At 68.3% G+C, this 26,492-nt stretch carries 15 protein-coding genes; 2 read left to right on the forward strand and 13 right to left on the reverse strand.

What is annotated here, in order from left to right; translation table 11 throughout:
- Positions 1 to 6: 6 nt before the first annotated feature.
- The 5 genes from ACMGDM_RS02655 to ACMGDM_RS02675 form a co-directional block, all read right to left on the reverse strand.
- Positions 7 to 1,341: an MFS transporter gene (locus ACMGDM_RS02655; protein ID WP_436802586.1), complete on the reverse strand. Its 1,335-nt coding sequence runs from the start codon at positions 1,339 to 1,341 to the stop codon at positions 7 to 9.
- The gene (locus ACMGDM_RS02660; RefSeq protein WP_436802587.1) at positions 1,338 to 2,738 is read right to left on the reverse strand and encodes an amidohydrolase family protein; all 1,401 of its coding nucleotides are present in this window, start codon (positions 2,736 to 2,738) and stop codon (positions 1,338 to 1,340) included. The genes ACMGDM_RS02655 and ACMGDM_RS02660 overlap by 4 nt, the downstream gene beginning before the upstream one ends.
- Positions 2,739 to 2,831: 93 nt before the next feature.
- Positions 2,832 to 3,548 (reverse strand): GntR family transcriptional regulator, encoded by a 717-nt coding sequence (locus ACMGDM_RS02665; protein ID WP_436802588.1) that lies wholly within the window; start codon positions 3,546 to 3,548, stop codon positions 2,832 to 2,834.
- A gap of 116 nt (positions 3,549 to 3,664) precedes the next feature.
- Positions 3,665 to 6,688, reverse strand: coding sequence for a TonB-dependent receptor plug domain-containing protein (locus tag ACMGDM_RS02670; RefSeq protein ID WP_436803615.1), 3,024 nt, complete (start codon positions 6,686 to 6,688; stop codon positions 3,665 to 3,667).
- Between the two features lie 466 nt (positions 6,689 to 7,154).
- Positions 7,155 to 8,357 (reverse strand): alpha/beta hydrolase-fold protein, encoded by a 1,203-nt coding sequence (locus ACMGDM_RS02675; protein WP_436802589.1) that lies wholly within the window; start codon positions 8,355 to 8,357, stop codon positions 7,155 to 7,157.
- A gap of 175 nt (positions 8,358 to 8,532) precedes the next feature.
- Here ACMGDM_RS02675 and ACMGDM_RS02680 point away from each other — a divergent pair, with 175 nt between their 5' ends.
- Positions 8,533 to 10,203: a glycoside hydrolase family 43 protein gene (locus tag ACMGDM_RS02680; protein ID WP_436802590.1), complete on the forward strand. Its 1,671-nt coding sequence runs from the start codon at positions 8,533 to 8,535 to the stop codon at positions 10,201 to 10,203.
- A gap of 165 nt (positions 10,204 to 10,368) precedes the next feature.
- On the opposite strand, the gene ACMGDM_RS02685 is transcribed toward ACMGDM_RS02680, so the two are convergent.
- From ACMGDM_RS02685 to ACMGDM_RS02695, 3 genes are read right to left on the reverse strand one after another with little or no spacing between them, the layout of a single operon-like run.
- Positions 10,369 to 12,711 (reverse strand): glycoside hydrolase family 95 protein, encoded by a 2,343-nt coding sequence (locus tag ACMGDM_RS02685; RefSeq protein WP_436802591.1) that lies wholly within the window; start codon positions 12,709 to 12,711, stop codon positions 10,369 to 10,371.
- An 18-nt stretch (positions 12,712 to 12,729) separates the two neighbouring features.
- On the reverse strand, positions 12,730 to 13,737 hold the full coding sequence (locus ACMGDM_RS02690) for a cupin-like domain-containing protein (RefSeq protein ID WP_436802592.1): 1,008 nt from the start codon (positions 13,735 to 13,737) through the stop codon (positions 12,730 to 12,732).
- Positions 13,734 to 14,423: a SapC family protein gene (locus tag ACMGDM_RS02695; protein ID WP_436802593.1), complete on the reverse strand. Its 690-nt coding sequence runs from the start codon at positions 14,421 to 14,423 to the stop codon at positions 13,734 to 13,736. Before ACMGDM_RS02695 ends, ACMGDM_RS02690 begins: the two co-directional genes overlap by 4 nt.
- Positions 14,424 to 14,659: 236 nt before the next feature.
- Between ACMGDM_RS02695 and ACMGDM_RS02700 the strand changes: the two genes are divergently transcribed.
- Positions 14,660 to 17,731: a TonB-dependent receptor gene (locus tag ACMGDM_RS02700; protein WP_436802594.1), complete on the forward strand. Its 3,072-nt coding sequence runs from the start codon at positions 14,660 to 14,662 to the stop codon at positions 17,729 to 17,731.
- A 219-nt stretch (positions 17,732 to 17,950) separates the two neighbouring features.
- Here ACMGDM_RS02700 and ACMGDM_RS02705 read toward each other — a convergent pair whose 3' ends face one another.
- The 5 genes from ACMGDM_RS02705 to ACMGDM_RS02725 form a co-directional block, all read right to left on the reverse strand.
- Positions 17,951 to 19,759, reverse strand: a complete 1,809-nt coding sequence (locus tag ACMGDM_RS02705; RefSeq protein WP_436802595.1) for a chloride channel protein — start codon at positions 19,757 to 19,759, stop codon at positions 17,951 to 17,953.
- 106 nt (positions 19,760 to 19,865) lie between these two features.
- Positions 19,866 to 21,365 carry a tryptophan halogenase family protein gene (locus ACMGDM_RS02710; RefSeq protein WP_436802596.1) on the reverse strand — a complete coding sequence of 500 codons (1,500 nt, stop codon included), beginning with the start codon at positions 21,363 to 21,365 and terminating at the stop codon, positions 19,866 to 19,868.
- A complete protein-coding gene (locus tag ACMGDM_RS02715) occupies positions 21,362 to 22,387 on the reverse strand; it encodes a cupin-like domain-containing protein (RefSeq protein WP_436802597.1) in 1,026 nt (341 codons plus the stop codon). Before ACMGDM_RS02715 ends, ACMGDM_RS02710 begins: the two co-directional genes overlap by 4 nt.
- A complete protein-coding gene (locus ACMGDM_RS02720) occupies positions 22,384 to 23,094 on the reverse strand; it encodes a SapC family protein (RefSeq protein WP_436802598.1) in 711 nt (236 codons plus the stop codon). Before ACMGDM_RS02720 ends, ACMGDM_RS02715 begins: the two co-directional genes overlap by 4 nt.
- Before the next feature lie 194 nt (positions 23,095 to 23,288).
- A complete protein-coding gene (locus ACMGDM_RS02725; protein WP_436802599.1) occupies positions 23,289 to 26,486 on the reverse strand; it encodes a TonB-dependent receptor in 3,198 nt (1,065 codons plus the stop codon).
- Between the last annotated feature and the right edge of the window lie 6 nt (positions 26,487 to 26,492).

The raw sequence follows: 26,492 nt of genomic DNA on the forward strand, positions 1-26,492 counted from the left end.
CAGAAGTCATGCCGCGGCAACCTCGTCGGCGGTGGCGAGCCGCCGCGACGCGTCGATCCGCAGGAACAGGATGGCAGCGATCGCGCACAGCACCGCGAGCACCATGAAGGCCGGGAACCAGCCGCTGACCGTGACGATATAGCCGGTCACCGCAGCGGCGATCGCCGCGCCGAGATTGCCGAGCGTGTTCATCACCGCGGAGACCGAGCCGGCGAACTCGCCGCCGATGTCGAGCGTCACCGCCCAGGACACGCCCACGGTCAGCTCGAGCCCGAACACCGCGACGCAGAAGCAGATGATGCTGGCGACGGGCGCGTCGATCGCGGCGGCGAGTGGCATCATCACCGCGGCGGTGACGAAGCCGACCACCGCGACCAAGCGCCGCGCCATCTTCAGCCCGGCACCGCGCTTCACCAGCAGGTCCGAGGTCCAGCCGCCGGCGAGATCGCCCACCACCCCCGCCATCAGCGGCAGGCTGGCGAAGAGCCCCATCACCGCAAGGTCGTAGCCGCGCGCGTCGTGGAGGTATTTGGGAAACCAGGTCAGGAAGATGTTGATGCAATAAGCGTAGCAGAAATACATCGCCGACAGCGTCCACAGCTGCGGCTGTGACAGCAGCCGACGCCACGGCACCTTGGCGCGTGCCGGCCCGGTGCCGAGCGCCTCTTCGATCATCGCGCGCTCGGCGGCGTTGACGCGGCGATGTTCGCGCGGTGTGTCGCGGTAATAAGCGAACCAGGCAATCGCCCAGACGAGACCGACACCCGCGAACAGCAGAAACGGCATGCGCCAGCCAAAATCGACGATCAGCAGCGCAACGAACACCGGCGTCACCGCGCCGCCCAGTCGTGCGCCGGCATGGGTGAGCCCCTGCGCCCAGCCGCGCTCCGCCGGCAGCATCCAGCGCGACAGCGAGCGCGTCGCGATCGGGAAGGCGCCCGCCTCGCCAAGGCCGAACAGGAAGCGGCACACCATCATCGAGCCCGCCGACCAGGTCAGCGCGGTCGCCGCCGTGAAGGTCGACCACCACACCACCACCCCGGTGAGCGCGCGGCGCGGTCCAAACCGGTCGCCGAGCCAGCCGCCCGGGATCTGAAAGAGCGCGTAGGCGAACTGGAAGGCGGCGAAGATCCAGCCCATCGTGACGAGCGAGAAGCCATATTCCTTCTGGATCGACGGCGCTGCGGTGGCGATCACCACGCGATCCATATAGGTGATCAGATAGGCCAGCACGGTGAGCCACAGCACCGCGTGGCGCACCCGTGTCGGGCGCACGGCCTGCTCGCCCGCCCCCTCCGGGACCGGGGCCGCCGGCTCGGCGAAGGTGCCCGAGGCGCTCACGGGCGCGCCGTGCCGCACGCCTCGGCGGCGCGGCCGGTGCAGGTCTGCCAGATCGTCGGCACCTTGCGCCCGGCGACATAGACGGCGTTGATCGCACGCGTGTTGCGAATGTCGCGCGTCGGGTCGCGGTCGAGCACGAGCAGATCGGCCCACTTGCCCGGCTTCAGCACGCCGCTCTCATTCTCGCGCAGGAAGCTGGCATTGGTGCCAGTCGCCGCGGTGAGCGCCTGGAGCGGGGTCAGGCCGGCCTTGACCATCAACTCCAGCTCCCAATGCGCGAAATAGCCGGGGAAGCGCGCGGTCGGGCCGCTGTCGGTTCCCATGCCATAGCGCACCCCGCCCTTCACCTCGGCGGCGAGGCTGGCCATGGCGTTGCGCAGCACCGGCGGATATTTGGGGAACAGCGGCGAGGCAGCGAGCTTCTGCTGGCGCTCCTGGCTCTTCAACGTGGCGATCGTCGACGGCGCAACCCCGCGCGAGAAGAACGGATCGTCGACGAATGGCAGTAGCGTGTAGGTGAAGCTCGCCTCGCGGCTCAGCGTCGAGGCGAGCTGCCACGTGCCGCGCGCCTTCATCGCGCCGACGAGCGCCGGATCGGCGACGCGGTCGCGCACCTGATGCATGAAGACGTCGACGCCCTCGCGCGTCAGCTCGGCGGCATTGTCGTGATAGAAGATGTGCGCCGCCGACTTCTTGCCCGCGGCGTGCGCGGCGTCGATAACCGCCTGGCTGACGGGATAGGGCATGCGCTTCGCGACCGTGCCGAACTCGTCGTCCATCCACAGCTTGACGAAGTCGTCGCCCTTGGCGGTCTCGCGCTGGACCATCGCGGTCGCCTCGGCCGGGGTCGCGACCGACTGGTCGAGCCCCGGCACGCCGCCGTAGCTGCCTTTGTAGACCACGCCGCGGCCGGCGGTGTAGGCGCGCGCCATGTCGATCCGCCCGGCGCGGCGCTGGTCGGCGATGACCTGATGGATCAGGTCGCCGTCGGTGCCCAGCGTGTAGACCGAAGTGACGCCGTACGCCGCGTAGAGCCGAAGCTGGGCATCGATGTTGGCGCGATCATAATATTTGGTGAAGTTCTGATCGACCCCGTTGACCAGCCCGAGGTGAACATGGCTGTCGATCAGGCCGGGCATCAGGAACTTGCCGCGGAGATCGGTGACGGTGGCGTCCTTGGTAGAGGGGCGCCGCTTGGCCGGGCCGACCCAGCTGATCCGCCCGTCGGTCATGACCAGCGCCTGATCCGCGCGCGGCGCACTGCCGGTTCCGTCGAACAGCGTGACATGGTCGAGCACGACTGTCTCCGCCGTGACCGGCGCGCCGAGGCACATAGCCGCCAACGCGACGCCGACGCGGGCTAGTGCCCGCGCGCGACCTGGGCGAATCCGCCGCATCGCTTTCCCCTCCATGTCATATCCTATATGATCTGACTAAGTAGGGGTGGGGGGGCTGTCAAGCGCCGGGAGCGGCGCTCAACACGAATGATGTCAGTTGGTTGCAGCGCCCTGCGCGAGCACGTGGTCCATCCGCTGCTGCGAGCATTCGAGATGGTGGCGCACGGCCGTCTGGGCGGCGGCGGCGTCATGTGCGACCAGTGCGTCGATGATGGCGCGATGCTCGCGCGCGGCCTCGTGGGGCGCGTTGGTGGCATAAAGCGCACGGAAGATGTGGAGGTGCGCGTGCAGCCGCTCGATCGCCTCGGCGATCAGTCGGTTGCCGCTGCCCGTCGCGATCAGCCGATGGAGCGCGGCATCCGCCTCGGCGAAGCGCGAATAGGCGCGCGCGTCGCCATCGGCCACGTCCGACATGTCGCGATCGATCGCGCGCAAGGTGGCGATCGCCTCGTCGGTCATCGCCTCCGCCGCGCGCGCCGCGGCATAGGGCTCGATCAGCTGGCGCAGCGTGTAGAGATCGCGCACCTCGTCGCGCGTCATCTGCGGGCTGGCGCGGTAGCCCACGTTCGGCATCTTGTAGACGAGCTTCTCGGCCTCGAGCTGGCTCATCGCCTCGCGCACCGGAGTCTGCGAGATGCCGAGCTGACGCGCGACGGTGTCGATCGCGATCCGCTCGCCGGGCGCGATCTTCAGGCTCATGAGCATGTCGAGCAGATGGTCATAGGCGCGCTCCACCATCGTCGGCCCGGGCGCCGGTCGTGCGGCGCGGGAGGAGATGGGAACGGAGCTCTTCGTGTCGATCTGCCGCAAGTGGGGTTCGCCGGTCCGAGAGGGAAAACGAACTCGATCCTATAGGTTTTATACGACGAAGGTAAGTAGCCGCCACCAGCGGCCCGCACGCGAGAAGCGCGCGGGCCGCCCATTGGTCAGAAGCTGAAGCGGACGCCCAGCCGATAGGTCCGCCCGAGCACATCATACAGCGCCGGGTTGACGAAGGACGGCGACTTGGCGGGGTCGCGATTGAAGAGGTTGTCCACCTTGGCATAAGCGGTGACCGCCTCGGTGATGTTATACGTCCCGCCGACGTCCATGTAGAAGGCGCCAGGCATGAAGTTCTGATCGATCGTGGGACGCTGGTTGGTCGATACCGGGCAGGTGCCGGGCGAGCAGACGACATATTGGTTGCCGAGCGTGCCGTCGCTGAACCAGCGCTCCTGCACCAGCAACGAGAAGTCGTCGCCCTCGTAGGTCTGCACCGCCAGCCACTTCCAATCGGGCGTGTTGCCGTTGTTGTTGCCTGCGGTGTCGTTGGGGATCGTGCCGTTGAGACCGGTGTCGGTGACGAACTTGCTGATGTGCGTCGCCAGCGCACGGACGGTGAGACGTCCGGGCAGGCCCAGCGGCCGCTGCCAGCGATAGCTCGCCTCGATGTCGAAGCCCGAGGTATCGATCGACGCCAGGTTGAACGACTGGACGTTGATGAAGTTCGGCCCCGCCTGGTTGTTGAGATTGAAGGCGCTGCACGTCTCGGGGAGGATGTTGCGATAGCACAGGTCGACGATGTCGCCCGCGCCCAGGCTCGAGATCACGTCGGTGATCTTGAGCTTATACCAGTCGAACGACAGGCTCAGCCCGGGCAGCCAGCTCGATCCCGAGAAAGCGATACCGGCGGTGGTGTTGCGCGCGATCTCCGGCGTCAGGTTGGGATTGCCGATCGTGTTCTGGATGGCGAGCACGTTGACGTTGCGGAACGGGTCGAAGAAGTTCGGCTGCGTCGTCGTCACGGGTGCGGCGAACAGCTCGGACAGGTTGGGTGCGCGCACGTCACGCGAGGTCACGCCGCGCAGGCGGAAGCCGTCGATTGGCAGGTCCCAGGTACCGCCAACCTTCCAAGCCCAGACGGTGCCCGAGGTGCTGTAATCGGTCACGCGCGCGGCGCCGTTGACGCTGGCCCGGCCGACCGAGTCGCCGTTGAGCAGCGGTACGTCGACCTCGACAAAGGCTTCCTTGACGCTGTATTTGCCCGAGCCGTTCTTGTAGTTGCCGGCGTACCAGTTGTTGCCCGCGGGCAGCTGCACCGGATCGAACGGGTACGTGTCATTGTACGGCTCGTTCTCGATGCCGGCGCCATAGGGATCGGCGGTCACCTTATAGAATTCGTGGCGGAACTCGCCGCCGAACGCGACCGACACCGGCCCCGCCCAGGAGCTGAATGGCGAGCCCGAAAAGTTGAGGCTGGCGACGTCCTGCGTCTGGCGCGTGCGCTGGCGCGGGCCGTTGGCGGGCATCACATAATCGAGCGACTGCTGCGAGGGGCTGCCGCCGAACACGTTGAGCGGCTGGCACCCCGCCGCGCGCGCAACCGGGTTGGCGCAGACGATCACGCCGTTGAGCGTAGTGGCGTTGATCGCGTTGTTATACCGCTGCGTCAGCAGGATGTTGTCGACATCGATCCTGGTCTTGTTGGTGCCGTGCTCGACGTAGATGTCGTAGCTCCACTCCGATCCGAGGATCGGCTGGCGCCCCTTGGCACCGACCACGAAGCGATACTGCCGGCGATCAGTATGGACCTGGGTATTACCAAGCGCCGCGTTGCTGGTGCCGAACTGGAAGCTGGTGATGCCCGCGGTGGCGCAGGCCGCCTTGACCGCGGTGGGCACGTACGGGTTGGCGCACTGGATCGTCAGCGCGGGGCGGTTCTGGCCGCCGACCGGCTGGTTGTTGGTCTTCACCTGCGCGATGTTCGAGGTCACGTAGATCTCGTTGTTGGGCGCGAAGTCGAAGCCGATCCGACCATAACTGTTGATCCGCTCCAGCCCCGACAACAGCGAGCGGCCGGCGTCGACGTTGCCCGACAGATCGCCGCCCTGGCAGAAGCCGGCGAAACAGCCGATCACCGCGCCCGACGATGTGCGCGACGGCACGCCGCCCGAGCCATATTGGAACTGGAAGGGATTGCCCGCCTGATCGAACGCGGTGCCCTGCAGCGGCCCGGCGGTGATCAGACCGTATTTGGTGAAGGTGATCGACTGCGCGAAGTCACGCAGCACATATTGCGGCGAGCCGTCGTTGGTGACGTTGCGGTTGACCAGCGTGGTCTGCTTGAACCAGTCGCGCCCGCCGGCGAGACCGATGCCGAACTCGCCGCCGCCGACGCCCTCGTCGCGCGCATATTCGGTGCTGCCCACGATATGCAGGCGATCGTCGAGCAGGCTGGTGCCGGCGGCGAGCTGGACGAGCACCTGCTCATTGTCGCCGTAATCGGTAATACCGCCCTGGACGTTGCCTTTCACGCCCTTGAACCGCGTATCGGTGATGAAGTTGACCACGCCGCCGACCGCGTCCGAGCCATAGGAGGCCGACGCGCCGCCGTTGACCACGTCGACGCGCTTGATCAGCAGCTGCGGAAACTGGCTGACGTCCGGCACGCCGGTGACGTTGGCGCCGACGACGCGCTGCCCGTCGATCAGCGTCAGCGTGCGGATCGCGCCCACGCCGCGCAGCGAGAAGGAGCTGAGCCCCTGCGCGCCGCTCGACGTGCTGAAGGTGTTGACGCTGGTGCCGGACGAGCCCTGCAGCGAGGGTAGCTGCGAGATGGTGGTGAACACGTTGGGCTGCGCGTTCGCCGCGATCGCCCCCGAGTCGATCACCGTGGTGGGGGTCGGTGCGGTGAAGCCGCCCGTGGTGATGCGCGATCCGGTGACGATGATGTCCTCCGCCGCTCTGTCGGGCGCGCCAGCGCTGGACTGATCGGGCTGTGCGGTCGACCCCGCGGTGGTCTCGAGCTGCGCGGGCACATCGGGCGGCGTCGTCGCGGCACCCGCCTCCTGCCCGGCCGGCGCCGACTGTGCCTGCGCCGTCAGCGCGCCGGCGCCACCCGCCAACAAAGCGGCGGCGGCGACGCCGCTCCGCATCCAGGCGCGACGCGTGCCCATCACTGCTGTCATCATCATCCCCTACTCCCACCATGTTTCTCGTTGATCTCGATGAGACGACCGGGGCCGATCGCCAACCCGAGCGGGTCGAACGCACCATCCCCAGCAATCTCTGACATTCCCGCGCAACACTATTCCCTGCTCGTGATCATGTCCGATCACGGCGAGAACGTGCCGCACCTTACCTTGCTTTGCGCGTCACTCGATCAGCCGATGAGCGCAATCCTCTCCTCTCCCTTATCGCCTTCGCCGTTCGCGGACTGGTCTTCGCCAACGACGCGAATCACGTCGCTGATCATGAACGGTAACGTTACCATCGCAGCCTAATGGCCGATGCTCATGTGTCAACTCTCCCGTTGCTGCCTTGATACTTCATCGTACCGGAGCGGGCCGGCGCAGCTTTCGACGTCAGCGACTAGCGGCGCAGCACTCTACTAAATACAATGCGTTAGCGTCACATCGCGATGCCGCCCAACACCGATCAGTCGCGGAACAACAAGGGTGCCATCTCATGGAGACTCCGCCGCCAGGACAGGAACTCGTGACCGGTATCGGGCGACACGTAGAAGACGCTGTTGAGCCCCGCGCGCTGGAGCGCCGCGGCATTGGCGCGGGGATCGGTCGCCGGCCGGCCCGGCGAGCCGCGCGTGCGCCCGTTCTCCAGCTCTCGGCTGCCGTAACTGACGAAGGTCAGCCGCACCTTCTCCTTGTAACCCGGCGACGCCGCCACGTCCTCGGGCGAGATCGTCCCGCCGCTGAGCAGGCCGATATAGCCGAAAGTATCGAGGTTCTTTGGCGCGATCAGCTTGGTCTCGAACCCGCCCATCGACAGCCCCGCCATGCCGCGGTGGCGCTGGTCGGCGATGGTGCGGAAGTGCCGGTCGACATAGGGGATCAGCTCGTCGACCAGCACGGTGCGGAACGGCGTGATGTTGAAGCTGCTGAGGCCACCGGGACTGCCGGGACGCACGTCGTTCGTCATGCCGTAGGTCATCACGATGATGAACGGCCGCGCCTTTCCGGCGGCGATGAGATTGTCCATGATCAGATTGGCATGGCCCTGGTTGGACCAGGCGGTCTCGTCCTCGCCCCAGCCATGCTGGAGATACAGCACGGGATAGCGGGTGCCGTTCGCGGCGTCATAACCCGGCGGCGTGTAGACGAAGGCGCGGCGGTGGGTGCGCGTGCTCGGCGAGGCGAACAGGATCTGCTCGACCCGGCCGTGCGGCACGTCCTTGACCGCGTAGAAATCGGCGTCGCGCGCGGGGATCTCGATCCCGCTCTCCCACCGCGTCGAACCGTAGAAGTTGAGCGTGCCGGGATCGTTGAAGGTGCCGCCGTCGACCGTGAGGTGATAATAATGGAAGCCTTCGTCGAGCGGGCCCTCCGAGGTGCCCGTCCAGGCGCCATCGGCACCCTTGGTCAGCACGGTGCCGCCACGCCCACCGAGACCGAGGCTCACCCGCACCGCCTGCGCGTCCGGCGCAGCGACGCGAAAGCGGACATAACCCTGCGAATTGACTTGCGGAAACAGCTGACCCGGCTGGTTGAGCGAGGACGGCTTGAAGTCTTCCGCGATGCTGGCGTTGCTCGTCGGCGCGGCAGCGGCCGGCGCGGCGGTCTGCGCGTCGGCAACCGGCGCCAGCGCGAGGCACGCCAAAGCGGTGGCTAGAGCTACTCTCATCGGCCCCTCTCCCGTGGATCCCGATGCTCTGAACGGCTCGGCAAATCCTATCTGATATGTTTTACAGCAATATGGCGGCGCCGCAACCCGAACCTTTCGACGCTGTCGCATATTGCGATGGTAGCGGTAACGTCTATTCTCCCACGACGATAAATGATGACGATGGGAGAGCGCGATGACGGGACGCGGCAGGAAGCAACGATGGTTAGCGGCGATCGGCAGTGCCTCACTCCTGCTCTCCCTCCCTGCACCGGCGAGTGCACAGGTCGCGCGGTTCGAGCGCTTCACCTATCAGGGACGCGCACAGGAGCAGGTGCCTCTCCCCGCCGGCGCATATCGCAACCCGATCGTCAGCGGCTATTACCCCGATCCGTCGGTCACCCGGGTCGGCGACGACTATTATCTCGTCAATTCATCCTTCGCGCACTATCCCGGACTGCCGATCTTCCACTCCAAGAACCTGATCGACTGGACGCAGATCGGCAACGCGATCGATCGCCCCGACCAGCTCGATTTCACCGGCCGCCGCGTCTCGGAAGCGGTGTTCGCGCCCGACATCTCCTTTCACGCCGGCACCTTCTACATCGTCAACACCTGCGTGCAGTGCGGCGGCAACTTCGTCATCACCGCCAGCAACCCGGCCGGTCCCTGGTCCAAGCCGATCTGGCTGCCGTTCGAGGGGATCGATCCCTCGATCTATTGGGAGGGCGATCGCGCCTTCATCGTCAACAATCGCGCGCCGCATGAGCCGCCGCGCTACGACGGGCATCGCGCCTTGTGGGTGCAGGAATATGACTGGCGCGCCGGCAAGATGGTCGGCGAGAGCACGCAGCTCGTCAACGGCGGCGTCGATCTCGCGGCCAAGCCGGTGTGGATCGAAGGGCCGCATCTGCTGAAGAAGGACGACTGGTATTATCTCACCGCGGCGGAGGGTGGCACCTCCGACAACCACTCGCAGGTGGTGTTCCGATCGCGCGCGCTGCGCGGGCCGTTCGTGCCCTACGCCGGCAACCCGATCCTGACGCAACGCGATCTCCCCGCGGACCGCGCGCATCCGATCACCTCCGCGGGCCATGCCACGCTGGTGCAGACGCAGAACGGCGACTGGTGGGCGACCTTCCTCGCCACCCGTCCCTACGCCGACGGCCGCTACAACATCGGCCGCGAGACCTTCCTGCTGCCGGTCACGTGGCGCGACGGCTGGCCGCACATCCTCGAGCACGGCCGCTCGATCCCCTACATCGCCGCCCGCCCCGCGCTGCCCGCGGCGCCGCGCCCCCTGCTGCCGACCAGCGGCGATTTCGGCTACGTCGACGAGTTCGACGGATCAGCGCTCACGATGCAGTGGATCGGTATCCGCACGCCCAAGCAGCCCTTCTACCGTGTCGCCGGCGGCGCGCTCGAGCTCCGCGCCGGCGCGCATTTCGGCGACCTTGGCGGCGTGCCCGGGTTCGTCGGGCGTCGCCAGCAGCATCATGTCGCCACGGTGTCGACCACGCTGCGGTTCACTCCCGATCGCGACGGCGCGCGCGCCGGGCTCGCCGCGGTGCAGAACGATCGCTCGCTGGTCACGTTCGCTGTGACCCGGATCGCGGGCAAGCCGATGGTGGCGCTCTACACGCGCGACCAGGCCGATCGCGACACGCTCGTGGCGTCCGCGCCGATCGACCCGCGCGGTCCCGTGACGCTGACGATTCGCGCCGACGGCGGCACGATGGCGTTCGACTATGCGGCCGGTGGCCGGCGCCGGACGCTCAGCGACCGGCTCGACGCGAGCCTGCTGAGCACACAGCGCGCGGGCGGCTTCGTCGGCACCGTCATCGGCCCGTTCGTCGACGCGCCGTGACGGTGAGCGGCGGCCGACCGGGCCGCCGCTGAAGGTCGATCCATCCCAGCCAAGCTTTGCTCCCGCGGACGCGGGAGCCCAGAGCGGCAAACGGTGGCGTTGGTGGCCCTGGGCTCCGGCGTTCGCCGGAGCACGCTGACGGCTCCGACAAGGGTGGATCAGCCGCTAGACCCGGCGGAGCGTCGGCCCGCGCAGCCGCAGCGTCTCGCCCGCGGCCAGCGGCGCGGTTAGCCGTCGCTCGCCCGCGCGCACCGTCACGCTGCCCGCCACCTCCGCGGTGACGGTGGCCTCCTCGACCGTCCCGCCGCGCCACGCGAGATCGACCCGGCACGCTCCGCGCGCACGCAGGCCGCGCACCGACCCGCTCGGCCAGCTACGCGGCAGCGCGGGCAGCAACAGGATCTCGCCGTCGCGGCTCTGCATCAGCATTTCCGCGATCGCGCGCGTGCCGCCGAAATTGCCGTCGATCTGGAACGGCGGGTGCGAGTCGAACAGATTGGGATAGGTCCGCTCCGGGCCGAGCAGATAGGCGAGGATGCGGTGTGCATGCTCGCCGTCACGCAATCGCGCCCACAGATTGGCGCGCCATGCGGTCGCCCAGCCGGTCGACTCGTCGCCGCGCAACTCGAGCGAGCGCCGCGCCGCCGCGGCGAGCGCCGGTGTGCGCTCGACGTCGATCTGCGTGCTCGGGAAAAGGCCGTAAAGGTGTGAGACGTGGCGGTGGTGCGGCTCGGGCGCGGCCGCGTCCCAATCCTCCTGCCATTCCCGCAGATGACCCTGCGCGCCCACCTTGTCGGGCGCGAGCCGCGCGCGCGCCGCGGCGAGCTCGCCCGCAAAGGCAGCATCGGTGCCGAGCAGCGCGGCGGCGCGCGCGGTCTGGTCGAACAGGTCGCGCAGGATCTGCTGGTCCATAGCGGGGCCGGCGCACACGGCGGTGCCGCGCGCGTGGACGTTCTCGGGCGACAGCGAAGGGCTGGTCACCAGCCGCCCGCTCGCCGCATCGACCTGGAGCGTATCGAGGAAGAACAAGGCGGCGCCGCGCATCAGCGGGTATACCGAGCGCAGGTAGTCAAGGTCGCGGCCGTAGTCGTAGCGCTCCCACAGATGCGTGCACAGCCACGCGCCGCCGGTGGGCCACAGGCCATATTGCGCGCCGTCGATCGGCGCGGTGGCGCGCCACCCATCGGTATTGTGATGCGCGACCCAGCCGCGCGCGCCGTACATGACGCGCGCGGTACGCTCGCCGGACACCGCCAGCTCGCGCACCAGCTGGATCAGCGGCGCGGTGCACTCGGCCAGCGCCGTCGGCTCGGCCGGCCAGTAGTTCATCTCGGTGTTGATGTTGATCGTGTATTTGGAGCCCCATGGCGGCTTGACGCTCTCGTTCCAGAGCCCCTGCAGGTTGGCGGGCTGTCCGCCGGCGCGCGACGAGCAGATCAGCAGGTAGCGACCATAATCGAAATAGAGCTGCGCCAGCGCGGGATCGTCGTTGTGCTGGCTGGCGCGGACGCGCTCGTCGGTCGGCCGGTCCGCCGCGGCGGTACGCCCCAGATCGAGCGCGACGCGGCGGAAAAGCCGCCGGTGGTCGGCGGTAGCGTCAGCGGCGATGCGTGCGAACGGGCGCGCCGCGGCGTGGTCGAGCTGCGCCGCGGCGGTCGCACCGGCGTCGCCGCCGACGTCGTCGAAGCGGCGATAGCTGGTCGCGATCGCGACGAGGATCGTCACCGCGTCGGCGCCGCGCACCGCGACCCGATCGCCCTGCGCCGACACCGTGCCGCCGCGCGGCAGCACGCGCACCCGCGCGGCGAAGCGCGTCCGTCCTGCCACGCCATGGTCGTCCGGCGCCTGGCCGTCGAGCGCCAGCGCGCCGCCGCTCGCGGTTACGGTCGCGCGCTGCGGCGTAGTGAGCGCGACGTCGAGATCGATCGCGGCGGCACGGTCGGCGCTGAGCTCGATCGCCATGACCTGATCGACCGGCGAGGCAAGCACGAGCCGGCGATACTGTACCCCATTGGCAGCGAAGCGGGTGGTCGCCACCGCCGCGTCAAGGTCGAGCTCGCGTCGATAGTCGGTGATCGCGCCGAGCCCGGGCAGCTCCAGGCTCAGGTCGCCAACGGGCTGATATGCCATCTGACTGAGCGGCTTGGCCATCATCTTGGCGTTGGCCAGCGCCTGCGCCTCGGCATAGCGCCCAGCCGCGATCAGCCGGCGCACCTCGGGCAGCGCTGCGCGCGCCTCGGGGTTGACCGGATCATACGGGCCGCCGCTCCACAGGCTGCTCTCGTTGAGCTGGAGCCGTTCGCGTGCGGTGCCGCCGAACACCATCGCGCCGAGCCGGCCGTTGCCGACCGGCAGCGCCTCGGTCCAGACCGCGGCGGGTTGCTGATACCAGAGCAGCGCCCGCGTCGACGGTGTCGTCGCGCCGCGGGCGGGCAGTGCCGCCACTGCCGCGGACCCCGCGGCCGCTCCCATCGCGCCGCGCCTCGTCCATCCGTCACGCTGTGCCATCCCGCTCTCCTGTCCCCTTTAGCCTCGCAGCAGCCGCATCACCATCGCACGCAGCTTGCCCCCCTGCCCGCGCCCGAGCAGCCCGTGGCGCTCCTCCGGCAGGTGCGCGAGCGGGTGACCGTCCGGGCGAAACACATAATGGTCGAAGAAGGCGCGCCACGCCGCGCGCTCGCCCTCGGGCCGCTCCGCGATGGCGGCGATGGCGAGCAGCATCGCGGTATAGGGCGCGTCGGGCCCGGTCGCGAACGCGTCCCACCAATAGTTCACCAGCACGTTGACCGGGCTGGTCGCCTCCACCTGATGCCACCACAATTTGGGCAGGAACAGCGCGTCCCCCGGCGCGAGATCGACCACCAGCGCGCGCTCGCGCGCCGCGGCGAACCGCGGAAAGTGCGGGTCCCCGGGTGGCGTGCCAGCGGCAAGGCTGACCGGCTGTCCGGCCATATTATGGTCGATCGGCCCGACGTACAGGTCGGCGATGGCGTCGGGCGGGTATAAGGTGAAGCGGCGCTGCCCCGCGACGACGCAGGCGAGATTGTCCGAATTGTCATGGTGACACGCCACCACCGAGGCGTGGCCGAGCCAGATGCGCGGACGCGCCGCGGCGGGCAGCAGCGGCAGCGGATTGTCGTCGGCAAAGCGCGGCAGATAGGCCGCGGTCGGGAGCGAGCCGAGATAGAGCGTCGGCGCCCCCTCCACCCCGGCGGTGTCGATTACGCGACGCAGCGCCGCGGTGACGCCGATCGTCTCGCGCGCGAAATTGAAGCCGTCGAGCGACTCCTCGTAATAATAGCGCCCCCCGATCGTCGGCGCGCCCACGAACGCCTCGGCGGAGCGGCCCGCGTCGAGCGCCGCGACATAATGGGCGAGCGCGTCCGCCGAGTCGGCCGCCGCGCGCGTGATCGACCAGTCGCGACAGAGCCCGCGGATCACGGCGGGACGGCACGTCGCAACGATCGCGTCGAAGGCCGCCTGCGCGGCGACGTCAACGGCCGCATGTTCCGCGACTCGCCCGGCCTCGCTCACGCCAGCGCGAGCCGCTCGTTGCGGCGGTGGGCCAGCCGCGCAATCTGCTGAAGCGAGTCGATCAGCGTGTGCGCGTGGTGGAGCTGCCCCGCGCGGAACAGCCGAAGCGCGGTCGCGTCGTCGAGCTCCGCCAGCGCGTCGCGGCTGACAGTGTAGAGCCCTTCGAGCCGGAGCCGCTCGCCATCGTCGAACGACAGCGAGACGTCGATCGGCTCGACCAGACGCGCATCGAGCAGCGCCTGTACCAGCGCCTCGCTCTCCTGGAGACCGGCATGAAGCAGCCCGAGCGCGCGCTGGACGCGACGCAGATGCGCCGAAGGCGCGCCGTCACCGTCGAAGAGCGCCAGCCGCTCCGACTCCGCCGCCATATTTGCCGCAGCGAAGCGCGGCTGCTCGAGATCGACCGCGATGTCGGCATCGACGATGAAGAAGCCTTCGCGCTCGAGATCAAGCGGCATCACGCCGTCGAGATCACCCGCCAGATTTTCGCCGGGCAGGAAGCCGAGCAGCGCACCGGCATAGAAGCGTCCCGTCTCGGGATGTTTGGTCAGCACGATCGGGCAGCAGGTCGCCAGCTTGGCGAATTCGCCGGGCACGACCTGGACGAAGTGGCGACCCGCCGCCTCGGCACGCCGCATCGTCAGCGCGGCATGTCGCTCGCTTGCCAGCAGCTCCCAGCTCGCCATCACTCCCTCTCCGTCGTTCGCCGGGCACGTTGCTGCCTCATCTCTTCGCGTAAAGCGTCGCGCGCCGCTGCGCCAGCAGTTAGCGCTAACCGAAACGATTATCGCCGCTTGCCAGCTTCCGAAAAGCGGATATGTTAGCGCTACTTTCGTGACGTATTACGACCGTTCTCGGTTGTGACGCCACGAGGGAGGCATAAGAAGCCCGGCGTGATCGGGCACATCTTCGAGGAGGGGCTATGCGTAAGCCTGAGAGCGTTCGTTCCGTTGGTCATGGCCGAGTCGCGGTCACCAAGCGCGGCCTCGTCGCCGCCTGCAGCATCGCCGCTTTGACCGCCGCGCTACCTGTCGCCGCGCAGCAGGCCGACCCGCGAAGTCTCCAGAACAGCCAGGCACAGCCCCCCGTCGCGGCGCAGCCGGCGGTGCCGTCCACCGCCAATAGCCTCAGCGCCAGTGAGGCGGGCCGCCCGCAGGACGAGTCCAGCGCGCCCGACGCCAATGGCGCCAATACCGCGGCAGAAGGCGATCCGTCGCGCGACATCATCGTCACCGGCTTGCGCGGCTCGCTCCAGCGCAACCTCGACATCAAGCGCACCGCGACCGGCGTGGTGGACGCGATCTCGGCCGAGGACATCGGCAAGTTCCCCGACACCAACGTCGCCGCGTCGCTGCAGCGCCTGCCGGGCGTTTCGATCCAGCGTTCGGGCACGCGCGGCGAGGCGACGGGCATCACGGTCCGCGGCTTCGGCGGGGACTTCAACACCACGCTGTACGACGGCCGTCGCATCTCCACGGGCACCGGCGGGCGCCAGATCGACTTCTCGACGGTCGGCTCGGACTTCATCGGGCAGCTCAGCGTGCTCAAGACGCCCGACGTGACGCTGGCGTCGAGCTCGATCGGCGCCACCGTCGACATCCAGTTTCCCAAGCCGTTCGATCATCCCGGGCTGCGCGTCGCCGCGAGCGCCTCGGGCTCGGTTCAGGACCGCTCGGGCAAGGTCGTCCCGACCGCGGGCGTGCTGTTCAGCAACACCTTCGCCGACGACACGCTGGGCGTGCTCGCCGACGTGATCTACACGCGCCGCGACACCAAGACCAACCGCGTTTCGGTATCGGGCTGGGCGGGTGGCTTCTACGCGCCGTGCCAGCTTCAGGGCAGCACCGCCGCCACCTGCAACCCGACCGGCAACGTCGGCGCCGCGGCGGCGCAGCGCCAGACCGTGGTAGGCTGGTTCCCGCAGCAATATGTCATCGACCAGCAGACCACCAAGGACGAGCGCGTCGACGCACGGCTTGCGCTGCAATGGCATCCGTCCGAGGACGTGATGGTCACGCTCGACGACAATTACTCGCGTCAGAAGATCGAGACGCAGTCGTCAGCGCTGGGCGTGTGGTTCAACCAGGGCGCGCTCCGCAACGTCGAGCTGGACGACAACGGCACCGCGATCGATTTCACCCAGGCGGGCTCGCCGACCGACTTCACCGCCGCGCTCAACACCCAGATCCTGCGCACCAACCAGATCGGCGGCAACGTCAAGTGGGACGTCAGCGAGAACTTCACGCTGGAGGGTGACCTCTCCTACGCGAAGAGCTGGCTCAACCCCGACCACGACACGATCGGCAGCCAGAACGGCGACATCGGTTATGGCGGCAATCTTGCCAACAACACCGGGCTCCAGATCAACGGCAACAGCAACAACAGCTTCCCGTCGCTCACGGTGGTCGGTCCGAACGGCAATGCGGCGGGCTTCGCCGATCCGGCGCTGATCGGTTCGCACGTCACCGTCAACCAGACCCAGCAGAACACCGACGAGCTGAAGCAGGCACGCTTCACCGCGACGTGGAAGCAGGACGACCTGACCATCCGCGCCGGTGGCCAATACGTCGAGGACGACTTCCGTCTCTCGAACAAGAGCACGTTCATCAACAACTTCTGGCAGGCGTACGCCGGTTATGGCGGACCCTCGGGCCAGGGCAGCGGGATCGCGCCGCTGCCGGCGTCGCTCTACCAGGGCACGATCGGTCTCGGCCGCAACTTCATCCCCGGATTCAAGGGCACGCTGCCGCCGTCGCTGATCAAGTTCAGCCCGGTCGCCTACCAGGCCTATCTGAGCTCGCTCGGCAACCCGCAGACGCAGCGTATCCCGGGCTTCAACTATCCGACCAACACCACCGACGGGCTGAACGGCTTCACCGGCAGCTTCGATCAGCAGGTCGATCCCAACAGCCTCCAGAACATCAACGAGAAGACCTGGTCGCTGTACCTCAATGTCGCATATACCGCGGACATTGCGGGTATGCCGTTCCACTTCGCGGCGGGCGTGCGCAACGAGAACACGCACCTGACCTCCACCGGTCAGGGCCGTCTCCCCGTCTCGATCAGCACCAGCACCGCCGACCCGACGCTTCTCACCGTCGCCTTCGGAGAGGTCTCGCCGATCCGCGCCAAGAGCAATTACTCGTACCTGCTGCCGACGGTGGACATGCGGCTCGAGGTCACGCCCGAGTTGCAGCTGCGCTTCGATGCGTCGCGCACGCTGACGCGTCCGGGGCTCAGCACGCTCAACCCGGTGCTGGCGGTGGGCAGCGGCCAGCGCGTCGGCGCGCTCACCGCGAGCGGCGGCAATCCGTCGCTCCAGCCCTATCTCGCGGACAATTTCGACGTCGCCGCGGAATGGTATTACAAGCGCAACTCCTATCTGTCGGTCGACTTCTTCCTCAAGAACGTCAGCAACTTCATCGTTCAGGGCGTGACGCGGCAGGGCATCAACGGGGTGACCGACCCCACCACCGGCAACGCGGCGAACTTTGCGGTGTCGCAGCAGGTCAACGGGCCTGACGCGACCGTGCGCGGCGTGGAGCTGGCGTGGCAGCAGGTCTTCGGCGACACCGGCTTCGGCTTCCAGGCCAATGCCACCTTCGTCGACACCAACAAGCCGTACGATCAAAGCGACATCTCGCAGACCGGCTTCGCGGTGACCGGCCTGGCGAACTCGGCGAACTTCGTCGGCTTCTATGACAAGAACGGCTTCCAGTTCCGCGCCGCGCTCAACTGGCGCGACGAATATCTGCTCCAGTTCGGACAGAACCAGAACACCAGCCAGTTCGGTGCCGAGCCGACCTTCGTCAACTCGAGCCTCCAGCTCGATCTCTCGACCAGCTACGACATCAGCAAGAACTTCAGCGTTTTCGCCGCGGCGGAGAATGTGAACAACAACCAGCAGAGCACGCATGGTCGGTACAACAACCAGCTGCTCGACGTGTTTGACTACGGCCGCCGCTTCATTGTCGGCACACACGTCCGCTTCTAAACTCTTCTTTCACGAGCTTCCCCACCTGGAGGATGTCGGCTCACGCCGGCATCCTCTTTTTCTTTGTGCGTGTCACCTCTGGCGGTGCCGCCAACGAAGCGCCCTTCCGTTCAGAGCACCGAGGCCGACCTGCGCCCTTTCATGCGACAGCCTGATCCGTCTCGTTTGACACGCCAGCGTGCTCCCGAACGCCGGAGCCAGGGCCACCAGCGCGACCGCCTACCGGCCGGGCTCCCGCATGCGCGGGAGCATGGTTCGGCTGACATGGATCGGGCGATAGATTTCGCCGAACAGCTCGCGCTGGCTCTTCTCCAGCTCCTCGCCATAGCGCCGTCGGACGTGCGATTCGGTCAGCAGCCCCAGCAGCTGACCCTGCGCGTCGACCACCGCCAGCTCCTCGCGCTGCGCCAGGTCAAAGCGGGCCATGACAGCGCCGATATCCATTTCGGGCCGCAGCACCTCGCTTTGCCCCTGCGCCAGCGCGCCCACGGGCGTATCCTCCTCCACCGCCGGATCGTGCGCGACGACGGGATCGACGATGCCGACATATCGGCCGCGCTCGTCCAGCACGACCACCCGCTTGGTCGCGCCGAGCGGAAAGCGAAGCCGGAACTCGCCCGCGCCCAGCGAATCGGCGACGGTGTTGGGCTGGCGTCGCATCATGCGGCCGGCAGTGAGCGCCTTCACCCAGCCGACGTCGCGCGCGCCGCGGATCGTCTCGCCGCGCAGGTGGAGCCGCCAGGTCGAGAAGGAATAGCCGAAGAACTGGCGCACGATCGTCGACGAAACCAGGCTCGCCGCCAGCACCGCGCCGGTGAGGCTGAAATTGCCGGTCGCTTCCAGCACCAGCATCGTCATCGTGAAGGGCGCGCCGATCACCGCCACCGCCAGTGCCGCCATCCCGACCATCGCGGCATTGCCGGGATTGAGGATCGAGGTACCGGCGATCCAGCCGAGCGCGCCGGCGTAGAGGTGCCCGATCAGCGTGCCGAGGAACAGCGACGCGAAGAAGAGGCCGCCGCGGAAGCCGAAGCCCAGCGACACCACCGACGCCAGCGCCTTGACCAGCAGGATGGTCGCGACAAACGCGAGCGGCACCGCCACCGTCACGTCGAGGTGAAGCGCGCTGTGACCGGCGGAGAGCACCTGCGGCGAGATCGCCGCCAGCCCCGCGATCAGCACGCCGCCGATGATGGGGCGGCTCCAGCCCGGCAAGCGCGCGCGCGTCTGCGCCTCCACCGCACCGACCGCGCGCATGATCGCGATCCCGGCCAGTGCGCAGAGTACGCCGAGAAGGCCGTAAACGAGATAGCCGAAGCTGTGGATTGCCGGGCCGCGCTCCACCGCGACGATATAGGGCACCGTGCCGAGCCGCTGCGCGATCTGCGCACCCGCCAGCGCCGCGGCGACCACCGGGGCGACGGCGGCGGGCGTATAGGCGCCGATCACCACCTCGAACGCGTAGAAGGCCCCGGCGAGCGGCGCGCCGAAGGCGGCGGCGATCGCCGCGCCTGCGCCGGCGCCCACCAAGGTGCGTACGTCGCTTCGGCGCAGCGCCAGCCACCGGCCGGTCGCCGAGGCGATCAGCCCGCCAAGCTGCGCATAGGCCGCCTCGAGCCCGACCGAGGCGCCGACGCCGTTGGAGAGGATCGTCTGGCCCGAAACGATCGCGCTGTCGCGCGCGGAGAGCTGCCCGCCGTGCAACGCATTGGCTTCCACCGCGTCGACCAGCGAGCGCTGCCGCGCGCCGACCAGCCGGTTGAACACCACCAGCGCGGCGCCCCCCAGCGGCAGGACCAGCAGCTCGCGCCACCCGAGCGCGGCTGCGCCGCTCAGCCGCACCGCGTCGGGCAGATGATAGAGCATATGCTGGAGCGACCGCGCGAGCGCCCCCTGCACCACGGTCAGCAGCCCGGCGCCCATGCCGACCAGCACCGCGACCAGCACGAACAGCAGCTCGATCGAGCGGACGCGCGCGCCCAGCCCGCGCCCGCCGGCGCGCCAGCTACGCAGCAGGCGCGGCGTCACCCGCGGTGTCGATCGATGCGGCCCATGGCGTCGCTGTGCCCGCGTGCGCGCCGCCTGTCACGCCTGTCGCGCGTCGCCGTACCGCGGCGAACGCCGCGGTACGGCGTCAGCGCATGGCCGTCTTGACCGGCGCAGGCGCCGGCGCGGCCAGGCGATCCAGATACGCCTGATGCGCCGGCAAGGTCGCGACCTGACGCGTCACGTCCTGGCCCAGGGCCGCCAGTGTCGCGGCGAGCCGCCCCGGCGGCATCATCCGCGCGACGCGATTGTGCGACTGCGGCACCAATCCCTGTCCCAGCATCACCTGCACCCAGGAGGTGACGGTGAACAGTTCGTCGCTGGCCTGGAACGCCTGCGCGCCCTCGCGGAACAGCGCGATCCGCTCGGTGAGGCTGGCGGGCAGCGGCATCTCGCGCAGCCGCTGCCAGAACGGCTCGTCGCGCTGGTTGAGGTGGTAGTGGAGGATGATGAAGTCGCGCACCCCCTCGATCTCGCGTCGCGCCATGTCGTTGAAGCGCGCGGCCAGCGCCGGAGTCGCGCCGTCATAGGGGAAGAGCTGGAGCAGCCGCGTCAGCGCAATCATGATGAGGTGGATGCTGGTCGACTCGAGCGGCTCGACGAACCCGCCGGCGAGGCTCAGCGCGACGCAATTGCGCTCCCAGGCGCGCTCACGCCGACCGGTGCGGAAGCGGATCAGCCGCGGCTCGGTCAGCACCGCGCCCTCTACCGTGTCGAGCAGCCGCGCGCGCGCCGCGTCGTCGGACAGATAGGCGCCGCTGTAGACGATGCCGTTGCCGACGCGGTGCTGCAGCGGGATGCGCCACTGCCAGCCGGCGTCATGCGCGATCGCGCGGGTGAAGGGCATGGCGGGGCCAGTCGCCTCGGTCTGCACCGCGATCGCACGATCGCACGGCAGCCACTCGGTCCAGTCCTCGAAGCCGACGCCCAGCGTCTCGCCGATCAGCAGCGCACGAAAGCCGGTGCAGTCGAGAAAGAAGTCGCCCTCGACGCGGCGCCCGTCGGCCAGCACCAGCGCGGCGAGATCGCCCGCGGCATCGCGCTCGACGCGGTCGATCCGTCCCTCGATGCGGGTCAGCCCGTCGCGCTCGCCGCGCTCGCGCAGGTAGCGCGCGTAACGGGCGGCGTCGAAGTGGAAGGCGTAGTTGAGCGCAGCGTCGGGCGCCCCGGCGAAGCGCGCGGCGCGCGCCGCCTCATGCTCGACGCAATAGGCGCCGATCTCCGCCTCGACGCCCTGCGCGCGCGCCTCCAGCCAGAAATGGTGGAAGTCGGCCATCCAGGTCGACTGCCCCAGCGTGCCGAACGAGTGGAGATAGCGCTCGTCGGCGCGCGACCAGCCCTCGAACGAGATGCCGAGCTTGTAGCTCGCGCCGGTGGCGCGGACGAACTCGTGCTCGTCGACCCCGATCAGCTGGTGGAAGGCGCGTACCGTCGGGATCGTCGATTCGCCGACGCCTACGGTGCCGATCTCGTCGGACTCGACCAGCGTCACCGCCACCATCGTGCCGAGCTGGCGCGTGAGCAGCGCCGCCGCGAGCCAGCCCGCGGTGCCCCCGCCCGCGATCACGACGCGACGCACCGGCCTCATCGATTGAGCTTCCGCAGCAGCTCGGCGCGCAGCCGCCGCGCGCCGAGTTCGTCAAGCGGGGCGAGCGCGCCACGCGCATGCGCGGGCAGGTGCGCCGCCGGCCGCGCGGCGTCGCCGAACACATAATAGTCGAACATCGCGCGCCACGCCGCTTTCTCGCTCGCGGGACGGTCGCGCAGGCTGAGCAGCGCGTGGAGCAGCGTGTTCATCGGCGTGTCCATGAAGGCGGGCGCATCGTTCCACCAATAGTTGACCAGGACGTTGAAGGCATCGAGCGCCTCGACCTGGTGCCACCACAATGCCGGGTACACCACCGCGTCGCCCGGGCCGAGCTCGGCCACCTGCGCGGCGTCGATCGCCGCGGCGAAGCGCGGAAAGCGCGCCAGATCGGGCGCGCGGAAATCGACCATCGAGACGACCTGCCCGCCCGGCGTCGGCGCGAGCGGGCCGGGATAGAGGTTCTCCACCTGCTCGGGCGGAAACAACGTGAACCGCCGCCGCCCCGCGCCGACGCAGGCGATGTTGTTCGACATGTCGTGGTGCGCCACCGCGGTGGTGCGGTTGCCGATCCAGATGCTGCGCAGCGCGCGCTCGAACGCCGCCTGCGGCAGCGGGTTGGCGGCGGTGAGCCCGGGGAAGAACTGGTCGAGGTCGGTCGAGCCTACGTAGAAGGATCCAGCGTCATCGCCATCGCCCGCGGCGAGCAGCCGCGCGAGATAGTCGTCGAGCCGCACGCGCTCCCCCTCGAAGTCGAGCCGCGTCAGCTCGGCATCGTAAAAGTAGCGGCCGCCGAGTTCCGCGCGCGCGGTATAGCCGGTGACCGGATGGCCATTGTAGAAGCCGAGCAGATAGTCGGCCAGCGCACGCGCGCCGTCGCGGCCGGCGGCGACCAGCGGCCAGTCGGCGACGAGCCCGCGCACCACCACCGGCTCTCCCGCCGCGACCAAAGCGCCGAGATCCCGCGCCTCGGGATCGCCCGCCGCGATCTCGCGGGTGCGTCGCGCGGTGATCGCGTCGCTCATGCCGCCGCGCGCCGCCGGTTCTTGAGATCGATCAGGCGCGACACATTGGCGATCGACGCCGCCGCCATCGTCGCGATCCGCAGCAGCCCGCTGCGGTGCAATCGGACGAGCCAGTCCTCGGGCAGCGCGGCGAGCGCCTCGGTGTCGATCGTCAGCACGCCCGGCAGGTCGTAGCCGCCGTCGTCACCGAGATCGATCTGCATCACGACCTCCGTCAGCAGTCCCGCTGCGGCGAGCTCGGCATTGATCGCCCGCGCCTCCTGCGTGCCCTGGTAGATCACGCGCAGCGCCGCGGCGACGTGCTGGAGATAGGGCGCGTCGCCGCCGTGCGGCAGGAACACGGGGAGACCATCGTCCGCCCCGACGCGCGGATCGTCCAGGTCGACATGGACCATCGGCTCGTCCTGCGCGCCTCCCGCGGTGACTGCGATCGAGAACGGCCCGCGGCGCTGCACCGCCGGGACGTAGCGGCTGTTCCAGCCGCTCGCGCCGAGGAACAGATTCTCCTCCGCCTCGAAGCCGAGCAGGACCATGGCGTCGATCGCGTCGCCGTTGCGGCGGAACACGATCGGGAAGTCGCGCTGCGCCTCCTCGAACTCCGCCGGGAAGATCGGTAGCTGGTTGACGCTGTCGCCAAAGGCAGCGCCCGTCAGCGGGGCGACCCGCAGATCGGCATGGTCGACGTTGTTGAGCAGGACTCGGTTCATGCCACCTTCTCGATGCGGCCCCGCCGCCCCTCTCCGCAGCCGTTGTGCACCAGCCCGACACGGGACGGAAGTTGGCGATGGCGCCCTTCGCAAAAAAACGACCCGTCACCCTGAACCAGGTCCAGAGTGACGGGCGAAATGCACGATAATCTTGTTGCCGGAAGGGGACGCCACGCAGCGGCGCCCCCCTGCGATCAGAACCTGTACCGCGCGCCGAGCAGGAAGCGGGGCTTCAGTTCCTGCGCCAGCACCAGGTTGCGCTCGGTACGACCGTAGGTCTTCACCGACTCGCTGGTGAGATTGATCCCTTCCAGCGTGACCGCGATCGTGTCGTTCAGGTCGTAGCTGATGTTGACGTCGAGCGTACCGAACGGCGCCACGAACAGCGGGTTGCGGTTACCGCCCTGGTTGGTCGCGGCGAGATACTTGTCGCGCCAGTTGTAGGCCAGGCGGGCCGAGATCCCGTTCTTGTCGTAGATCGCGGTGGCGTTGGCGCTGTTGCCGAGGCCCGTCAGTGCGAAGATGTTGACGGTCGGATCGGCATAGGGGTCGACGTTCACGTCGCCGCTCACCTTGGTGAACGAGCCGGCGAAGCCGAAGCCGGTGTCGCCGAAGAAGTTCGTCCACGCCAGCTCGAAGCCGTGGATCTTGCCCTCGCGGTTGTTGATCGGCTGCGACACCGAGAAGTTGAACAGCGGATCGTTGGCGTCGGAGGAGATGTCGATCTGCGACAGCACCTGGTCGACGAACGTCTGCTGCAGCCCCGAACCCGGCACGTAATTGGCGTTGAACTGCGTGGTCGCCGCCGCCTGGTTGCCGTTGTTCTGCACCAACAGCGCACTGTAGGTGAACAGGTTGACGTCGCTCAGGTCATAACCGCTGGAGCGCAGGAACGCCGCCGCAGTACCCGAACGCGAGCCGGCCGCGCCGGAACTCGGATCGCGCAGACCGAACAGGTTCTGGTTGATCACGCCCGTGCCGAGGAAGTTGGCGACGCGCTTGTCGAAGAAGCCGATCGAAACGAAGCTCGACGGCTTGTAATACCACTCCAGCGACACGTCGAAATTGTCCGACAGCAGCGGCAGCAGGTTGGCGTTGCCGGTGCTGCCGGTCGGGATGCCGCCGAGCAGCGTCGGACGGCCCGGCGCGCCCGCCGAGGCGGTGGCGAACAGGTTGCCATAGTCCGGCCGCGCCAGCGTGCGGCTGAACGAGACGCGCGCCTTCACATTGGTGATCGGCTCGATGCTGAAATCGACCGACGGCAGGAGGTTCTCGTACTTGCCGCGCTGACGGATCGCGGTGAACACGCCGCTGGCGTCGCCGCGGAAGTCGTTGTCGGCGGTCCAGACGATGTTGTTGTACGTCTGCACCGCGTCCGAGACGACGCGGGTCTGCTCGTACCGCGCACCGATCACCAGGTTGGCGGGACGGTTAGCGACCTCGCCGTTCCAGGTGAACTGGCCGAACACTGCCCAGACCTTCTCCTGCACCGTGTCGTCGGCCGGGGCCGAGGGCGCCGGCGGCGCACCACGCTGCGAGTAATAGGGGCTCAGCACGTTGTAGAGGTCGATCGCGTTGCCGCGGAACGCGATCAGCGACGACCCCTCGGAGGCCGGGTTGAAATGGTCGAACTTGCAGGTGAGGCAATAGGCCGACACCAGCTCGGGCGCGAGCTGCTGGATGATTCCCGGATTCTGCAGGCCCCAGTCGCCCAGCGTCTGCTGCGTCTGCGTCTGGGTCGAGTGCATCTTCGAGTCGGTGTAGTTGAAGCCCGCGTCGAAGCGGCTGCCGCCACCCAGATCCCAGCCGAGGCGCGCCTGCACCTGATCGATCCGCTGCGTCTGCCGCGAGACGATGGTGCGCGCCGGCGCGGCGCCCAGATCGCCGATATCCAGCACGCCGTTGCAGTTGCCCTTGGGCGTGTCCGTCGGCAGCGCGCGATAGCAATCGTTGATGGTCTGCGCCTGCTGCGGGAAGCCGGTGCTGAAGTCGAGCGAATGGCCCTGGATCACCGGTGCGCCGAGCGCGACCGTGGTCGCGGTGGTGCCGTTGGGGTTGTCCGGGCTCGAGCGCGACTCCGAATGATGGCCGTCGAGCGTCAGCGTGAAATTGGGTGCGAAGTCCCACTTGGCGTTCAGGCCGACCGACGCCAGTCGCGCCTTGGTCGCCGCCTGCTGCTGCTCGAAGCCCTCGTCCTTGGGGCTGGTCGGCAGATAGTCGCGCAGGAAGATCGCGGTCGCCATGTTCGGGTTATCGTCGAAGCGCACTTCGCTGAACGGGCGGTTGAACCAGTTGGTCTGCTCGCTGCGCTGCTCGCGCAGGCGGTTCTGAGCGAACAGGCTGTCGACCGTGAACTCGAGCGTATCGGTCGGGCGGAATTGCAGCACGCCCTGGAAGTTGATGCGCTCGCGGCGGTTCTCGGAGAACTGGTAGCGGCTGTCGTTGGGCACCAGCACATACGGCGCGGTCGGACGGGCGCCGTCCAGCTTCGTCGTCGAGTTGATGAACGTGCCGGGGTTGAAGAAGTCCGCGGTGGGGATGACGTTCCAATAGTTCGGGTTGGACTGGGCCGACGCCGAGTAGCGCAGCTGGTAGCTGCCGAACACCGCCGCGCCGAACGTGCCTTCGTCGTTCTTGTAGTTCAGCAGCCCCGAGACCTCGGGCGTGACGCGGTGCTTGTCGCCGACCGCCTTTTCCACCGACGTGTCGTACAGCGCCTTGGCGCCGATCGAGCCGCTCACGCCGTCCTCGCGCGAGTCGAGCGGCTTGCGCGTGTTGATGTTGATCGTCGCGCCGATGCCGCCGGTCGGCACCGAGGCGCGGCCGGTCTTGTAGACCTCCAGCCCGCTGACGCCTTCCGACGCGATGTTCTGGAAGTCGAACGAACGGCCGGCGCCGCGCGCGAACAGGTTACCACCGCTGGTGTCGATGTTGGTCGCCGGCAGCTGGCGCCCGTTGATCGTCACGAGGTTGAAGCCGCCCGAGAAGCCGCGCACCGCCACCTGCGAACCTTCGCCGTTGACGCGGTTGATCGACACGCCGGTGATGCGCTGGAGCGACTCGGCGAGGTTGGTGTCGGGGAACTTGCCGATGTCTTCCGCCGAGATCGCATCGACGACGCCCGGCGAGTCACGCTTGATCGCGATCGCGCGATCGAGGCTCGCGCGCACGCCGGTGACGACGATGTCGTCGGTCGCGCCATCTTCCTGCGCGGCGACCGATGCCGACCGGGCGGTATCGCTATCGACTGCCTGCCCACCACCCGGCTGCGCGTTGGTCGCCGATGGCTCTCCGCCGGTCGCCTGCGCATAGGCCGGCGCAGCGGCAATCGCCAGCGCACCCAGCGACGTGGACAGCGCGAGCTTCGACAACATAGGAATACGCTTCATCATCCCCCC

The sequence above is a fragment of the Sphingomonas larreae genome (assembly GCF_051400595.1).
Lineage (GTDB): Bacteria > Pseudomonadota > Alphaproteobacteria > Sphingomonadales > Sphingomonadaceae > Sphingomonas.

Coding starts and splice junctions, on each gene's coding strand:
- ACMGDM_RS02660 (WP_436802587.1), bottom strand. CDS start 2,738: ATGCGGCGGATTCGCCCAGGTCGCGCGCGGGCACTAGCCCGCGTCGGC.
- ACMGDM_RS02670 (WP_436803615.1), bottom strand. CDS start 6,688: ATGATGACAGCAGTGATGGGCACGCGTCGCGCCTGGATGCGGAGCGGC.
- ACMGDM_RS02675 (WP_436802589.1), bottom strand. CDS start 8,357: ATGAGAGTAGCTCTAGCCACCGCTTTGGCGTGCCTCGCGCTGGCGCCG.
- ACMGDM_RS02680 (WP_436802590.1), top strand. CDS start 8,533: ATGACGGGACGCGGCAGGAAGCAACGATGGTTAGCGGCGATCGGCAGT.
- ACMGDM_RS02685 (WP_436802591.1), bottom strand. CDS start 12,711: ATGGCACAGCGTGACGGATGGACGAGGCGCGGCGCGATGGGAGCGGCC.
- ACMGDM_RS02695 (WP_436802593.1), bottom strand. CDS start 14,423: ATGGCGAGCTGGGAGCTGCTGGCAAGCGAGCGACATGCCGCGCTGACG.
- ACMGDM_RS02700 (WP_436802594.1), top strand. CDS start 14,660: ATGCGTAAGCCTGAGAGCGTTCGTTCCGTTGGTCATGGCCGAGTCGCG.
- ACMGDM_RS02710 (WP_436802596.1), bottom strand. CDS start 21,365: ATGAGGCCGGTGCGTCGCGTCGTGATCGCGGGCGGGGGCACCGCGGGC.
- ACMGDM_RS02715 (WP_436802597.1), bottom strand. CDS start 22,387: ATGAGCGACGCGATCACCGCGCGACGCACCCGCGAGATCGCGGCGGGC.
- ACMGDM_RS02720 (WP_436802598.1), bottom strand. CDS start 23,094: ATGAACCGAGTCCTGCTCAACAACGTCGACCATGCCGATCTGCGGGTC.
- ACMGDM_RS02725 (WP_436802599.1), bottom strand. CDS start 26,486: ATGATGAAGCGTATTCCTATGTTGTCGAAGCTCGCGCTGTCCACGTCG.